The organism is Flavobacterium sp. 21.1 (assembly GCF_057801535.1).
The window spans coordinates 241,562-257,722 of record NZ_JBYNXA010000002.1 but is presented as its reverse complement, the minus strand read 5'-3'; the positions used below and the strand labels follow the sequence as shown (position 1 = coordinate 257,722).

Below are 16,161 nucleotides of genomic sequence, written 5' to 3'. Positions count from 1 at the left end.
CGTAAAAATTTAGCTTTTTACTTCCTGAACTTTTGCAGGAGCCACAGGACTTGCAACCGGAGTTGGAGTCACTGGAGTAATTGGAGCTGCAACAGATTTCACATCACCTTTAATCATTAAAATTTTCGGCGTATCAGAAATATTAGTAGTAATGGTTACGTTCTTTTGGAACACACCTACTCTGTTTGTATCATATTTTACTTTGATAACACCTTTTGCTCCAGGTGCGATTGGCTCTTTTGGAGCTTCAGGCACTGTACATCCACAAGATCCTTGCGCACTCTTAATCACTAATGGCTCGCTACCATTATTAGTGAATACGAATTCTCTCTGACCGTTTTCGTTCTGATTGATTGTTCCGTAATCGATAGTTTCGTTTTCGAAAACAATTCCAGGTCCTTTAACTTCAGGAGTAGCAACTGCAGTCTTTTTAGACTTCTTAGATTTCTTAGTTGTTTTTACTTCAGTAGTAACTTTTGTCGTTTTAGCAGTTTCTTGTGCCGTAGCAGCTGTTAAGCCAAATACAAAAAACGCGCTTAGTAGCAATATTTTTTTCATAACTAATTTGTTTATTAAACATTTAGAAGGCAAATCTATTAAAAAAGATAATTCAATTTTCAATAAAACTTAATTTTAATTAATTTTTAAGACAACTATTTCCGGAATAAAGTCTTCGTGTATATTTGCAAATAAACCAATAATCATGCCAACAAAAGAAAAAGCGCCTAAAGAAACCCCATTAATGAAGCAATACAACGAGATAAAGAACAAATATCCCGATGCCTGTTTGCTTTTCCGTGTAGGTGATTTTTATGAAACTTTTGGCGAGGACGCCGTGCGCGCTTCAGGCATTTTGGGCATTACCTTAACCAAAAGAGGTGCCGGCTCGGATTCGGAGACTGCATTAGCAGGATTCCCGCATCACTCCTTAAACACTTATCTTCCAAAACTGGTAAAGGCAGGTCTTCGAGTAGCTATTTGCGATCAGCTGGAAGATCCGAAGATGACCAAAACCATCGTAAAAAGAGGCGTGACGGAATTGGTGACACCGGGTGTCGCACTGAACGACGAAGTACTGCACTCGAAATCCAACAATTTTCTGGCTTCGGTTCATTTCGGAAAGAAAAATGTAGGCGTTTCATTCCTTGATGTTTCCACAGGAGAATTTTTAACGGCTCAGGGCAATGAAGAATATGTTGACAAATTATTGCAGAACTTTAATCCGAGTGAGATTTTAGTTCCGAAGCATTATAAAAATCAGTTTAAAGAACATTTTGGCGAAGATTTCCATTCCTTTTTCCTTGAGGATTGGATATATAAAGAAGATTACGCCTTTGAACGCCTTACCACTCACTTCCAGACCAATTCACTTAAAGGTTTCGGCATTGAGGAACTACAGGAAGGCATCATTGCTTCGGGAGCAATTTTATATTATTTGTCCGAAACACAGCATAACAAAATTCAGCATATCACCAACATCCACCGTATTGCAGAAGACGCTTATGTTTGGATGGATAAATTTACAATTCGCAATTTAGAATTATACCACAGCTACAATCCTAATGCGGTTACTTTATTAGAGGTCATCGACAGAACGCTTTCCCCAATGGGCGGGCGATTACTGAAACGCTGGTTGGCTCTTCCGTTAAAAGACGCCAAAAAAATTGAAGGAAGACATGAGGTTGTGGAATATTTGAAAACCAACAGCGAAGTACTGCAAAAAATGCAGCAACAGATCAAACAGATTTCCGATCTGGAACGTTTGATTTCGAAGATCGCAACCGGAAAAGTGAGTCCGCGTGAAGTGGTTTACCTGTGTAATTCCCTGGATGCTATCATCCCGATGAAAACACAAGCTTTGGAAAGCACTAATGAAGCCTTAAAAACTATCGGTGACAGTTTACATTCATGCGACTTATTGCGCGAAAAAATAAAAACCACATTAAATCCGGAGGCTCCTGTAGCTATCAATAAAGGAAATGCGATCGCGAAAGGAATTCATCCGGAATTGGACGAGTTGCGTACCATTGCATTTTCAGGAAAAGAATATCTTGAGGCCATGGAAGCCCGCGAAAGTGAAAAAACCGGAATTCCATCTTTAAAAATATCATTCAACAACGTATTCGGTTACTATATTGAAATCCGAAATACCCACAAAGATAAAGTTCCGGCAGAATGGATTCGCAAGCAGACTTTAGTAAATGCCGAGCGTTACATTACAGAAGAACTGAAAGAATATGAAACCAAGATTTTAGGCGCTGAAGAGAAAATCCACAAATTGGAATCGGAATTATTCGAACAATTGGTGCAATGGATTTCCACGTACATCAGACCGGTTCAACTGAATGCCAATCTGGTAGCACAATTAGACTGTTTGTGTTCATTCACCCAACTGGCTATTGAAAATAATTATGTTCGCCCTGAATTGGATGAAAGTTTTGATTTGGACATCAAAAACGGTCGTCATCCGGTGATTGAAAAACAGTTGCCTGCTGGTGTACCTTATATCTCAAACGATGTTTTTCTTGATAATGTCGGCCAGCAGATCATCATGATTACCGGTCCGAACATGTCGGGTAAATCCGCGATCCTTCGTCAAACCGCATTGATCGTCTTATTGGCTCAAATGGGAAGTTTTGTACCTGCGGAAAATGTGCGTATGGGGATTGTCGACAAGATCTTTACGCGTGTGGGCGCCAGCGACAACATTTCTATGGGTGAATCTACGTTCATGGTAGAGATGAATGAAACCGCTTCGATTTTGAACAATATATCTAACCGAAGCCTGGTATTGTTAGACGAAATCGGACGAGGAACCTCAACATATGACGGAATTTCGATTGCCTGGGCCATTGCCGAATATCTGCACGAACATCCGAACAAACCGAAAACACTGTTTGCCACCCATTATCATGAACTGAATGAAATGGAACTAACTTTCGAGCGTGTTCAGAATTTCAATGTTTCAGTTAAGGAATTGAAAGACACCGTTCTTTTCATCCGAAAACTGGTAAAAGGAGGAAGCGCGCACAGTTTTGGTATTCATGTAGCGAAAATGGCCGGTATGCCGCAGACTGTAATTGCAAAGGCCGGAAAAATTCTTAAGAAGCTCGAAAAAGATCATTCGGGAGAAGCGTTAGCCGGAATAAAATCGGATAAAGAAGAAATGCAGCTGAGTATTTTCAATTTGGACGACCCGCTTTTGGAGGAAATCAAGGAAGAAATCCTGAATTTAGACATCAATACCTTAACTCCGGTTGAGGCACTGATGAAGCTAAACGAAATTAAACGTATGCTGGGCAAAAAATAATCATTTTATAACGCATACGTTATCAAAGAATTAAAAAAAAGTTTCATTTTTTTTAATCAAAACACTTGCGAAATTAAATTTATGTGCTACATTTGCACTCGCAATACAGAACAAGTGTTGCGGTTCTTTAAAAAGATGATAATGCGAAAATAGCTCAGCTGGTAGAGCGCAACCTTGCCAAGGTTGAGGTCGCGGGTTCGAACCCCGTTTTTCGCTCAAACCAATATAATGCTCGAGTGGTGGAATTGGTAGACACGCTGGACTTAAAATCCAGTGGACATTAGTCCGTGCGGGTTCAAGTCCCGCCTTGAGTACAAAAAAGCTTCAAACAATGTTTGAGGCTTTTTTTATTCCTCACCTTTAGTTGTTACAATTAAAACATTTAGATTAAAATATGTTACAAATGTAACTTGTCGATTATTTTTGCCGTTTGTCGATTATTTAATATTTCTGCAAAACAATAAGTATTTTTGCGCTCGATTTTAAACATTTATAATCGAATCCTCAAAAAACAAAACTAAAACGCAAAAATGAGAACAAAAGTTCTAGTGTTGATTTCATTCATCACACTTTCTTTTTCCGCCTTTTCACAAGGTCGACAAAACACAAAAACCACAAGCAAAGCATTAACTGCCGCAACAATGGAAACCGCAGGAATGAACTTTATCATTGACGATGCAGGCATCAATACTGAACTATCAGAAGTAGGCTCAACTTTCTTTAAAGACAAATACCTGATCTTATCCAACAAAAAAAGAGGCTTTGCCAAAGTAACCGTCGACGCCAATACAAACACAGCAAACAACAATTTATTTTGTGTGAATATCGACAAGCACGGAAACCTTTCCACACCCATCGTTTTTTCAAGATTACTTGACGGAGAAAACAACGAAGGAGGGGTAGCCTTCTCGCCGGACCAAAAAACAATATACCTGACAAGATCATACGCCGATAATCCAAACCGGTATCAGATTCTTAAAGCTACTTTAGATTTAGAAATTAAAGGGTACTGGAAAGACATACAGGAATTATCCATCAACAATAAAAACTATTCCGTAGAAACACCTTCAGTTAGCGCGGACGGTAAAAGAATGTATTTTGCTTCCAATATACCCGGAGGTTTTGGCGGATTCGATATTTATGCAGCCGATATACTTTCTGATGGCACTCTCGGAAATCCAGTAAATCTGGGACCAACAGTAAATTCATCAAAAAACGAAAAACACCCTTATACTGCCGACAGACATATTTACTTTTCTTCGGAAGGACACGAAACTTATGGCGGATACGATATCTTCAGAGCTTCTTTAACAGATAACGGAATTACCAACCGATCCAATTTAGGCAATACCCTAAATACACCAAACGATGAATTAGCTTTTATCTTAAGCAGCCCTACAAGAGGTTATATCTCATCAAATAAAAACAGCGACAAAAGCGATTTCAATGTTTACAAATTTGAACTAACCCGCATTAATCAAAGCCTAAACGCCATCGTGATAGAAACCAACTCCAAAACCGCGTTACCGAACGCAAAAGTGTTGATTAAAAACGAATTTGGCGAAGTGATCAAAAACATCACATCGGACAACCACGGAAGGATAACATTAAATGTTGAACCACTAACCCAATATTCCATCTTAACTGAAAAAGAAGGTTACGACAGCAACGAATCCACTTTCAAAGCCTGGAGCAATGCCAACAGCAATTACAACAAAGAAATTGCCTTAAAACAAACGAAAGCGGCAATTGTTGATAACGCCATTGTAATTGAAAACATTTATTTCGATTTCAATAAAGCAACAGTAAAGCAAGAATCCGAACTTTCATTAAACAAAATCATCGAAGTGCTGAATGATAATCCGGCAATGAAAATTGCCATCAATGCCCACACAGATGCGAAAGGTTCTGACACATACAACATGAACTTATCAGACAAACGGGCTAAGGCAGCTTATACTTATCTGATCAGCAAAGGAATTTCTTCCGACCGATTAACGTACAAAGGATTTGGTGAAACACAATTGAAATTCAACTGCGGCGTTAAATGCACAGAAGAACAAGACGGCAAGAACAGAAGAATTGAATTTATCATCGAATAACAAATGAAAAAAACAGTTTATGTTAAAGTCCTTTGCGTAATAACCCTATGGAATTGCAAAGCGAGGTATGTAAAATCGGAAAAAACAAAAATAAACGAAAAGCAGCATGCAGTTTAAACAAAAAGTCCCGGTATATTTCGGGACTTTTATATTTTTGCAGCCTTTAAAACAATAACCACAAATGGGAACTTTCGTTATCAGCAGAAAAGAGAACGGATTAATCAAATTCGAATTCAATTCCCGAAAAGGAAAAACGCTTTTTACGAGTCAGAGCTACAAAAGCAAAGAAGACTGCGAAAAAGACATTTGGCTTTTAAAGCAGCGCTTTGAAAATACCTCGTTTTTAAAATTTAAAACCCCTGCAGGCAAGTTCTTCTTCAAGCTTATCCTGAAGGACCACATACATGGCATCAGCAGAAAATTCACAACTGAATTGCTTTTAGCCAAAGGACTGGATGAAATGAAGAACAACTTTCTCGACTCGGAAATACTTGACTTTTCCGAAGAAATATTTTTCGATTAAAACATAAAAAAATCCCGAACGAATCGGGATTTTTTTATTTAAGAAGCAGCCTGCAAACGCTGGAGCAGATTTTTACTCAGCGAATGTTCTGCGTACTCTTTATCAATATACAGACTGGTTTCATCTGAACTTGGCAAGTCGTACATGGCATCCGTTAGGATAGCTTCACAAAGCGAACGCAATCCGCGGGCACCTAATTTGTATTCCAAAGCCTTTTCTACGATAAAATCCAAAGCTTCATCCGAAATACCAAACTCAACATCATCCATAGCGAACAACTTTTTATATTGTTTCACTAAAGCGTTTTTAGGTTCCGTAAGGATAGCTCGCAAAGTTGCTTTATCCAAAGGATCCATGTGTGTCAATACAGGCAAACGTCCGATAATCTCTGGAATCAACCCAAAATCCTTAATGTCTTTCGGAATGATATATTGTAACAGATTATCCTTATCGATTGCATCTGTATTTTTAGATGAACCGTAGCCCACTGCCTGACGATTTAATCGTTTGGAAATGATTCGGTCGATACCATCAAAAGCACCTCCGGCAATAAACAGAATATTTTGGGTGTTTACCTCAACGAATTTCTGGTCCGGGTGTTTACGACCACCTTTAGGCGGAACATTCACAACAGTTCCTTCCAAAAGCTTCAACAAAGCCTGTTGCACCCCTTCTCCGGAAACATCTCTGGTTATCGAAGGATTATCGCTTTTACGGGCAATTTTATCAATCTCGTCAATGAAAACGATTCCTCTTTCCGCTTTAGCCACATCGTAATCGGCAGCCTGCAGCAATCGGGTAAGGATGCTTTCCACGTCCTCTCCTACATATCCCGCCTCGGTCAATACCGTTGCATCTACTATCGCAAGCGGAACATTCAGCATTTTCGCAATCGTTTTAGCCACCAATGTCTTTCCGGTCCCGGTCTGCCCCACCATGATGATGTTGCTTTTTTCGATTTCCACCTCATCATCAAATTGCTTTTGCAACAAACGTTTGTAGTGGTTATACACCGCAACAGAAAGCACTTTTTTGGTCTGATCCTGTCCGATCACGTACTGATCTAAAAAGGCGCGAATTTCCTTTGGTTTACTTAACACCAAGTCGGTAAGCAATCCGGATGCTCCGCTTTGTTTCAATTCTTCAAGCACAATGCCGTGAGCCTGCTCGATACACTTATCACAAATGTGAGCATTGATTCCGGCAATCAACAAATTGGTTTCTGGCTTTTTCCTTCCGCAAAAAGAACACTCTAATACTTCTTTAGCCATTTTTTAATAGATTGTAAACTTCAGCCGCAGCTGAAATTCAATTTAACTTCTTCTCAATACTTCATCGATCATACCGTATTCTTTAGCCTCATCGGACTTCATCCAGTAATCCCTTTCACTATCTTTAAATACCTTTTCAAACGGTTGTTTTGAATGATGCGAAATAATCTGATACAATTCCTCTTTCAGTTTCAACATCTCTTTCAAGTTGATTTCCATATCTGTAGCAACACCTTGAGCTCCTCCCGAAGGCTGGTGAATCATAACACGGGAATGAGGTAATGCAGAACGTTTTCCGTCTGCTCCTGCACACAGTAAAACCGCTCCCATTGACGCCGCCATTCCGGTACAGATAGTAGCTACGTCCGGTTTAACAAACTGCATCGTATCATAAATACCTAAACCTGCATATACGCTTCCACCCGGAGAATTGATATAAATACTGATATCTTTTGATGCATCCACACTTTCCAGAAATAACAACTGTGCCTGGATAATGTTTGCTACATAATCATCAACACCGGTACCTAAAAAAATGATCCTGTCCATCATCAAACGCGAGAAAACGTCCATAGATGCAACATTCATCTGACGCTCTTCAATAATGTACGGAGTCATACTTCCTACGATCTTATCGTAATACATACTGTTCACTCCGTGATGCTTCGTGGCATATTTTTTAAATTCTTTCCCGTAATTCATATCGTAAACTTATTGGTTTATAAAGTTAAAAAAAGCGTCAAACTAATGTCTGACGCTCAAATATACTTATTTTTTTACGAAAAATTATTCTCCGTACATTTCTTTAATAAAGTCTTGATAAGAAACTTCTTTAGTCTTAGCAGAAACCTTCTCTTTGAACAGGTTTACCATCTTCTGGCTCATGATCTGCTCTGATAAACGTTTTACTTCTTCCTGGTTTGACAATACTCTTGCAACGATTCCGTCAACATCAGCATCCGTTGGGTTCATCTGACCGAATTGTGCCATTTGTTTTTTGATCAAATCAGCCGTAAAGCCTTTTAACTCTTCGAAAGTAGTCTGCAAATTATTTTCAACGATCACTTTCCCTTCGATCAACTGGTAACGTAAACCGTTTTCTGATTTAGCGTACTCTTCTTCAGCCTGCTCCGGAGTCAATGGGTTCTCACCAACTGTCTGGATCCATTTTTTAAGGAATTCAGCAGGTAAATCGAATTTTGTGTTTTCGATTAAGAACTCAGTAACATCGTTTAAGAATTTCTGATCTGCCTGAGTTGCAAATTGCTGCTCAGCATCTTCTTTGATTTTCCCTTTCACTTCTTCTACCGAAGATACGTTTCCAGGTCCGAACAATTTATCGAACAATTCCTGGTTTAACTCAGCTTTCTCAGAAGTGTTGATTTCTTCAATTGTGAAGTTCACTTCGATATCTAAACCGTGAACATCATCGTGATCTACCGTCAGGTAATCCATCAATTTATGATCGTCATCGAAAAGACCTTTAGTTCCCAAAGCAACTACATCACCAACTTTTTTACCGATGAATTTCTTAACATCCGTTTTTCTTTTGAAGATATCTAAAGCAATATTAACAGAACTGTTGATTCCTTTTTCTTCGTTAGAGAAAGTTCCTCTGATATCATCACCTTCTTCAACTTTATCCTTGGAAATCAATTTTCCGTATTGTTTTTGAATACGCTCTACTTGCTCATCTAACATTTTGTCGTCAGCAACGATAGTGTATTTTGTAATTTTATTTTTTGCAGATAAATCTACTTTGAATTCAGGCGCCAAACCTAATTCGAATTCGAATTTATAGTTATCAGTATCCCAGTTGAAATCTTCCGTGATTTTTGGAAGTGGGTTCCCAAGAATATCCAATTTCTCTTCTACAAGATAATTGTTTAATGAATTTTGCAACAACTTGTTCACTTCGTCCAAAAGAACCGCTTTACCGTATTGTTTTTTAATCATACTCATTGGCACAGCACCTTTACGGAATCCCGGAATGTTAGCATTTTTACGGTAATCAGCCAACACTTTCTCTACCTGACCTGCATAATCCTCTTTTGTAACTTCAACTGTTACAATTGCATTTAACGCGTCTACGTTGTTTCTTGTAATATTCATTATTTATTTTTTTTACGTACTAAAATTGGGTTGCAAAAATAAATATTTTTTACAACTCATCCAAGTTTTTAACTGATTGTATTTCATTTGATTATAATTGTTTGCTTTTCCGCTGTCAGACAAAGGAACAAAAACCGATCTTATCTCTTTTTATAAGACTAAAACAGATCACTGACAACCCTAAAGAAAAACAATCTCTGCACTGAATTAATCCTTCACAAAAACATTCAGCAGCCACTGACTTACAGACAAAACAACACTGAAAACCAAGGCGTTGATGAAGGTATCCACTCTAAATTCGTCAATCATATAATCTGCCAGCAAAACCATTCCGGCGTTAATCACCAAAAGAAACAAACCGAGGGTAAAAAGCGTAATCGGCAAAGTAAAGAAAACCAAAATAGGCTTTAAAAAAGTATTCAGCAATCCTAAAACCACCGCTACTATTAATGCTGCTTTTATGGTATCCACATGAATACCCGGAAGAAAATGAGACAAAACAACGATCAGGATTGTTGTTAGTAAAAGTCGGATAAGTAAATTTTTCATAAGGTTTAAATATTGGATAAAAATAAAAAAAGCGCTGAAAATTCAGCGCTTTTTTTAAGCTAATATTTTATTAGTTCGAACCAAGGATAGTAATACCCGGGAACTTACCGATATCATGAATTGGCAATTTTGATTTATAGTGTGAATTGATCACCTTAATAATTTCATTAGTAATAACCGCATATCCTCTAGGATTAGGATGCACACCGTCTAAAGAAAATAATACGGAACTGTAGTTACTAACACCTCCGACACTTGTAAAGTAATCAGCAGTATAAATCTGCCCATCCTGCAATCTTATTCCTGAAACCAAACGGTTCATGATTTTATTCATATCTGCTACTGCCAAGCCTTTGGAAGCCGCAATTGATACGATTGCCGAGTTGTAAGCAGCAGTTGCATTTGCAATGGCCGTTTTTTCAGTTGGTATCAAAATATGCTTATCCTCTAACGGATAGGTAATTCCATATTTATCCAGTGGAGCCGGAACACCTGTCGGAGCAGTTCCTATAGCACCTTTTGTAGTCAAAAGCACTAAATCCTGAGAAGTCGCCTGTCTTGCCTGTCCAAATACCTGACCATAAAATGTAGCCGCTGCAGCTCCAAGGGTCGGTGTAAAGGCAGCAGTTAACTGAGCCGATAAGTTTGTCAGTGACTCATCCTTGATCAACAATGGATTTCCGCCGGTAGTAGACAATAAATTAATTCTGTTACCTGCACCGAAAGCGGTCAAAGCCTGCTTTAAAGGACCATATAATTGTGTATTTAAAGCATTGATGGTCGCTTCGCCGGCAGCTTCGTTCCCCTGACCCAATACTGATTTTGTAAGCGGGTTATAAGGCACTGTCGTAAAGAAAGGAATAGCTGTTACACTTGGAATAGTCGAAACAACTCCTTTAGCACCATTCGCAGTCAATGTATTGATGATTGTGGAATACACACTGGCAAACACGTTCGAATTTGTAATATCATTACCTCCATAAGTAGAAGGATCTATATTTCCGGTTTCATTATGATCAACACCAATACCACCGGATGTTGCATACGACAATACATCATTTGACCCTATCCAGTTGGTAAAGAAAGTTGGGTTTTTAGACATGGCATCTTCCAAAATCGTCGCTGTAGGACTGGTCGCATGTCTAACAAAATAGGGATTTGCCAAACCTAACTGAACCCCTTGCAAATTCCCATAACCTGATGCCAGTAAATGGAATGATTTTGCTCCCGGCACACCCATATTATTAAAGGCTTTTTGCTGTAAATCAGACACCTCAATTGTTGGCGTCCCTGCAATATTTTCCGGAGACAGTACAGAGTAATCGATAACCAGTCTGGTTCCTCCTATCTGAACACCTCCTAATGTAAGTCCGCCCAGATTATTAACATCATCTTCATAGGAAGGCTGGGTAAACTCCCCTCCTCCTACAACTGCAAATTGTTGCGACAATAAGTTCGGGTAGGAATACTTCTGACCTCCGCGAGAAACCGTTCCGTCCATGTAACCTGCGGTCAGTGAATTTCCGATAGCTACATACGAAGAAAAATCTGCTTCTCCCGCCGAATAAGAAGCATTATTTACTTCCGTTTCAAATTCAGGTTCGCAAGACGCAAAACCTAAAGCTGCTATTACTGCAAAATATATAAATTTATTTTTCATCTCAATTTTCTTTTACTAATTAGAAGCTATACGTTAAACCAACACCAGGAGAGAAAACACTTGATTTATAAGTTCCTCCAAAAGGAATTGTGCTTGTAACAGGCTGACCGTTTACAATTGTAGTCTCCTGATAATGATCATAAGAAGCATCAATCTCATCAAAATGCAGGTATAAGAATGAAGCATCAACACCTAAATTTTTATTGATCTGGAAAGTCAAACCTCCTGTATACCCCATAGAATCGTTACGAGGCGTTTCAGGCGCAAAATAACCTGAAGAAATAGGGCTTTCATCTTTGTACCATCCGGCTCTGAACGTAAACTTATCCGTTGCTTTGTATTGTGTACCTATACGGTAAGTATTAGTGTCATGATAATTCCTTGGATTTACTGAAGTCGGTACACTGTTACCGAAATCCACAGTTAAAGACTCATAAGCTCTCCACATTGTTCTGTTATAATCGAATGCGATCATCCACTTTTTCGTCACGTTCAATGACAAACCGGCAGTTAATTCGGCCGGTAATGGTAAATCTGCGTTGAATGTAGTATTCGAATAAGTTCCTTGAAGGAAAGCAGGAACATCATTAAAAGTAGCATCCCCTCCTCGGGCTTCCATAATGATCTCCGAACGGTAATTCACCCCTAAACGCATTTCTTTGCAAGGGTTAAACATCAATCCGGCAGCGTATCCCCAAGCACTGATTCCGCTTGCATCTAAAGTCACATCGGATCTGTTTCCGTTTTCATCCGTAAGGCTTCGGTTAAGGTTTCTGTTGAATTCTACCGAACCGGTAACATAAATCGGCCCACCACCGATAGCAAGTTCATCACTGATCTTAAAGGAAACGGTCGGCTGAATGTAGATTGCTTTCAAATCAATATTGTTCACTAAGTGCGAACCTTCCCAGTCACGATCCCATTCCACTTCACTTCCGTAGGGCGTATAAACCGCAAGACCTGCCGACAACCATTTGTTTATTTTATAAGAAACGTATGCAGTAAACGGCGTCCCCATATTATCTGTCGAGTTATGCATGTTATACGTTTCATTTTGGAATTTCGTTTTCGCAAAAAGCGCATTGGCTCCTATTGACGCATTGAATTTATCTTCCAGGAAAGACATCCCCGCAGGATTAAAGAACAAAACTTCGGCACTGTTTACAACAGCTACACCCGTGTGCCCCATTGCAAGCTGCTTCTGTCCCTGTAAACTCACACGATAACCTCCCGCAAATGCAGAAGTACTCGCCAGAGCCAATAATGTTACTGATAATAGTTTTCTCATAGTTACAAAAGTGTTAGTTTTCTGATCATTTTTTCTTAATGACACTTCCAAATTTATAACAAAATATGGATTTTACAATTTTTTTAAGAAAAATGTTATGCAATCATACTATTTTAATAACACCCTTTTGAAAACCTGATTTATTTAGTCAGAAAACCTATAACCGCTTCATAAAAATCCTTTGGATTCTCGGCGTGCAGCCAATGTCCGGCATTTGCAATGGTAACTATCTCGACTTCAGGAAAATGATGACGAATCGTTTCAAAATCGGAATCCGCAATATAATCCGACTTGTCCCCACGAAGAAACAGCACCGGTCCGTCAAAGTGATTTTCGAACGGAAGCGCATTGCCGATCGTTTCAATTTTTCGATTGAAAACATCCAGATTGAATCTGAAGCCAAGTTGCCCCGGCTCGACCCAATAGAGACTTTTCAGCAAAAACTGTCGCGTCCCGAAGTCCTTTATATAATTCGAAACAGTCGCTTCAACTTCCGCACGACTTGGTTTTGTTGAAAAATCGACTGCATTCAAACCCGCTAAAATGGTCTGATGATGTGGCGCATAATATTTCGGACCGATGTCAGCCACAATCAGTTTATCCACTTTTTCAGGATAAGTCGTGGCAAAAAGCATCGCGATCTTACCGCCCATCGAATGTCCGAGAAGAACGATTTTGTCCAATTGATTCTTCTCACAATAGTCGTAAACATCCTGAACCATCACATCATATGTAAAATCTTCCGAATGTGGGCTTTTCCCATGATTGCGCATATCCAGCATACGCACCTGATATCCCTGTTGGGCAAACTGAGTTCCCAATGTTTTCCAGTTGTCGGACATTCCTAAAAAACCGTGAATGATCAAAAGTGGCTGTCCTTCGCCTTCTATCCTTGAATGTAATTCCATTATTTCAATCGTTGCAGATACATATTAACCACGTTCTCCAATCCGAGATAAAGTGACTCGGAAATTAGAGCATGGCCTATTGAAACCTCCAAAAGCCCAGGAATGTTCTCTTTGAAGAATTTAATATTCTCAAGACTTAAATCATGTCCGGCATTGATACCCAAACCCAATTCGTTTGCCAAAACCGCCGAAGAAACATAAGGCTCGATTCCTTTTTTATTCCCTAATCCGTACTGATGTGCAAATTCTTCGGTATATAACTCGATACGATCCGTACCTGTTGCTTTGGCACCTTCAATCATTTCCAAAACAGGATCAACAAAAATAGAGGTTCGTATGCCGTTGTTTTTAAATTCGGCAATAACTTCCTTCAAATAAGATTGATTTTTCACCGTGTCCCATCCCGCATTGGAAGTCAACGCTCCGACAGCATCTGGAACCAACGTTACCTGCGTGGGTTTGCATTCCAAAACCAAATCGATAAAATTGTGTTGCGGATTGCCTTCAATATTATATTCTGTAGTAACTACCGAAACCAAATCCCTCGCGTCCTGATAGCGGATGTGTCTTTCGTCAGGTCTTGGATGCACGGTGACTCCCTCCGCGCCGAAACGCTGAACATCAGCCGCAACCTGAAGCAGATTAGGCACATTACCTCCGCGGGAATTTCGCAGCGTGGCTATTTTATTTATGTTTACAGATAATTTTGTCATGCTAAAATGATTTTCCCACAAAAATACAAAGTAAAATTAAGCTGGAATATCCTATTTTTTGATTATTTTGCAGTCGATTTCGATTTTTAAGCTATGAGTGAAATTACCGAATATATTAACAACGAAGTTGAACCGCTGCACATTGAAGACTCAATCGAAACGGTTCAGGATCTGTTTCTTGAATTTCCATACAGTCATTTTCCTGTTTTGGAAGAGGGAGTTTACATTGGATGCGCCAGCGCCGAGGATGTTGAACTTCTTGACAGTGATCGGAAAATAGGTGAATTCCGTTATACATTCGAACGTTTTTTCGCAAGAGACACCATGCCCTGGCTGGATGTTCTTGAAATTTTTGCCAAAAATGAAACGAACGTCGTTCCTATCTTAGACTCAAACAACACCTATATAGGTTATTATGAAATAGCCGATGCAATAAAATGCTTTCACGACACCCCGTTTCTAAAAGAAGACGGAGGCATCCTTATTGTACAAAAAGGAATAAAAGAATACAGCATGAGTGAAATTGCGCAAATTGTCGAAAGCAATAATGCGAAACTGCTTGGCCTTTTCATTTCATATAACGACATGGAAAAAGTAGAGGTTACTTTAAAACTGAGTCTCGGCGGTATGAACGAAATCATTCAGACCTTCAGAAGATATAATTATGAAATTATCAGCGAACATCAGGAAGATGCTTATCTAAACAACCTGAAGGACCGTTCCGACTATCTGGACAAATATTTAAACATCTAATCAGAAACCCGCTTTATGAAGTTAGCGATTTACGGACAAACCTATCAGCAAAACACTAAAGACATCATCGACAGAATTTTGGCGGTTACCCAAAAGCACAATGCCGAAGTGGTTTTTGAAGCTAAATATCATGCGCTTTTAGTCGAAAACAACATTGCCGTAAAAGAACAACCCTCTTTTTCCAGCCATACAGAACTAAATTCAGGTTTTAATTTCTTCATCAGTATCGGCGGTGACGGAACGATGCTTCGCGCAACCACTTTTGTAAAAAGCAAAGAAATACCGATCGTTGGCATCAATGCCGGCCGTTTGGGTTTTTTGGCGAACGTTCAGCAGGATTCCATAGAAAAATCACTGCAATATTTATTTGAAGGTAATTATAAAGTATCCGAAAGAACTTTACTAAGTTTGGAATGCTACCCCGATCCCTGCGATATCTATGATTTGAATTTCGCTTTAAATGAAATCACCGTTTCCCGTAAAAACACCACTTCGATGATCACCATTGAAACCTGTCTGAACGGCGAATATCTGACCTCTTTTTGGGCAGACGGACTGATTATTTCAACGCCGACGGGCTCAACAGGATACAATTTAAGTTGCGGAGGCCCCGTAATTACACCTGAATCCAAATGCCTTGTCATTACTCCTATTGCCCCTCACAATCTGAATGTCCGCCCTTTAGTGATTTGTGATGAAACCGAAATAAAACTAAAAGTTTCGGGCAGGGAACCCCAATTTCTGGTTTCACTCGATTCCGGCACAAAAGCCATTGATAACGAAAATGAAATCCATGTAAAGAAAGCCCCTTTTACCATAAACATGGTTGACTTTCCGGACGAAGGGTTCCTAAAAACTTTACGAAACAAACTTCTCTGGGGAGAGGACAAACGAAACTAAACGAATTTCGCCCCTTCCTTCATACTACAAAGCCCACAAATTCCGTTAGGTAAAGATTAATTCGAATTTTAT

At 39.3% G+C, this 16,161-nt stretch carries 14 protein-coding genes and 2 tRNA genes; 7 read left to right on the top strand and 9 right to left on the bottom strand.

Features of this window, described 5'->3' with window-relative positions; all coding sequences use genetic code 11:
* Nucleotides 1-9 precede the first annotated feature (9 nt).
* The gene (locus AC3E9U_RS04535) at nt 10-558 is read right to left on the bottom strand and encodes a DUF1573 domain-containing protein (protein WP_488745725.1); all 549 of its coding nucleotides are present in this window, start codon (nt 556-558) and stop codon (nt 10-12) included.
* A gap of 145 nt (nt 559-703) precedes the next feature.
* Here AC3E9U_RS04535 and mutS point away from each other — a divergent pair, with 145 nt between their 5' ends.
* The 5 genes from mutS (at nt 704) to AC3E9U_RS04510 (ending at nt 5,935) form a co-directional block, all read left to right on the top strand.
* Nucleotides 704-3,310, top strand: coding sequence for a DNA mismatch repair protein MutS (gene mutS, locus AC3E9U_RS04530; protein ID WP_488745724.1), 2,607 nt, complete (start codon nt 704-706; stop codon nt 3,308-3,310).
* Between the two features lie 143 nt (nt 3,311-3,453).
* Nucleotides 3,454-3,526, top strand: a tRNA-Gly gene (locus tag AC3E9U_RS04525).
* Between the two features lie 14 nt (nt 3,527-3,540).
* Nucleotides 3,541-3,624: transfer RNA gene (locus tag AC3E9U_RS04520), tRNA-Leu, on the top strand.
* Between the two features lie 216 nt (nt 3,625-3,840).
* Nucleotides 3,841-5,412 (top strand): OmpA family protein, encoded by a 1,572-nt coding sequence (locus AC3E9U_RS04515; protein WP_488745723.1) that lies wholly within the window; start codon nt 3,841-3,843, stop codon nt 5,410-5,412.
* A 181-nt stretch (nt 5,413-5,593) separates the two neighbouring features.
* Nucleotides 5,594-5,935 carry a YegP family protein gene (locus tag AC3E9U_RS04510; RefSeq protein WP_488745722.1) on the top strand — a complete coding sequence of 114 codons (342 nt, stop codon included), beginning with the start codon at nt 5,594-5,596 and terminating at the stop codon, nt 5,933-5,935.
* A gap of 38 nt (nt 5,936-5,973) precedes the next feature.
* On the opposite strand, the gene clpX is transcribed toward AC3E9U_RS04510, so the two are convergent.
* The 8 genes from clpX to AC3E9U_RS04470 all read right to left on the bottom strand — a co-directional run bounded on the left by clpX (nt 5,974) and on the right by AC3E9U_RS04470 (nt 14,436).
* Nucleotides 5,974-7,206, bottom strand: coding sequence for an ATP-dependent Clp protease ATP-binding subunit ClpX (gene clpX / locus AC3E9U_RS04505; protein ID WP_488745721.1), 1,233 nt, complete (start codon nt 7,204-7,206; stop codon nt 5,974-5,976).
* 42 nt (nt 7,207-7,248) lie between these two features.
* Nucleotides 7,249-7,908 (bottom strand): ATP-dependent Clp endopeptidase proteolytic subunit ClpP, encoded by a 660-nt coding sequence (gene clpP / locus AC3E9U_RS04500; protein WP_488745720.1) that lies wholly within the window; start codon nt 7,906-7,908, stop codon nt 7,249-7,251.
* A gap of 84 nt (nt 7,909-7,992) precedes the next feature.
* Complete coding sequence (tig, locus tag AC3E9U_RS04495) at nt 7,993-9,318, bottom strand: trigger factor (protein ID WP_488745719.1); 1,326 nt, start codon at nt 9,316-9,318, stop codon at nt 7,993-7,995.
* Nucleotides 9,319-9,525: 207 nt separating this feature from the next.
* Entirely contained in the window at nt 9,526-9,867 is a 342-nt protein-coding gene (locus tag AC3E9U_RS04490) for a phage holin family protein (protein WP_488745718.1), read from the bottom strand.
* Nucleotides 9,868-9,937: 70 nt separating this feature from the next.
* A complete protein-coding gene (locus AC3E9U_RS04485; protein ID WP_488745717.1) occupies nt 9,938-11,527 on the bottom strand; it encodes a G-D-S-L family lipolytic protein in 1,590 nt (529 codons plus the stop codon).
* A gap of 19 nt (nt 11,528-11,546) precedes the next feature.
* Complete coding sequence (locus AC3E9U_RS04480; protein ID WP_488745716.1) at nt 11,547-12,815, bottom strand: OmpP1/FadL family transporter; 1,269 nt, start codon at nt 12,813-12,815, stop codon at nt 11,547-11,549.
* Between the two features lie 140 nt (nt 12,816-12,955).
* Nucleotides 12,956-13,723 (bottom strand): alpha/beta fold hydrolase, encoded by a 768-nt coding sequence (locus AC3E9U_RS04475; protein WP_488745715.1) that lies wholly within the window; start codon nt 13,721-13,723, stop codon nt 12,956-12,958.
* On the bottom strand, nt 13,723-14,436 hold the full coding sequence (locus tag AC3E9U_RS04470; protein WP_488745714.1) for a pyridoxine 5'-phosphate synthase: 714 nt from the start codon (nt 14,434-14,436) through the stop codon (nt 13,723-13,725). Before AC3E9U_RS04470 ends, AC3E9U_RS04475 begins: the two co-directional genes overlap by 1 nt.
* 93 nt (nt 14,437-14,529) lie before the next feature.
* Between AC3E9U_RS04470 and AC3E9U_RS04465 the strand changes: the two genes are divergently transcribed.
* Both AC3E9U_RS04465 and AC3E9U_RS04460 read left to right on the top strand, forming a co-directional pair.
* Nucleotides 14,530-15,189: a CBS domain-containing protein gene (locus AC3E9U_RS04465; protein ID WP_488745713.1), complete on the top strand. Its 660-nt coding sequence runs from the start codon at nt 14,530-14,532 to the stop codon at nt 15,187-15,189.
* Between the two features lie 15 nt (nt 15,190-15,204).
* Nucleotides 15,205-16,089 carry an NAD kinase gene (locus AC3E9U_RS04460; RefSeq protein WP_488745712.1) on the top strand — a complete coding sequence of 295 codons (885 nt, stop codon included), beginning with the start codon at nt 15,205-15,207 and terminating at the stop codon, nt 16,087-16,089.
* Nucleotides 16,090-16,161 lie beyond the last annotated feature (72 nt).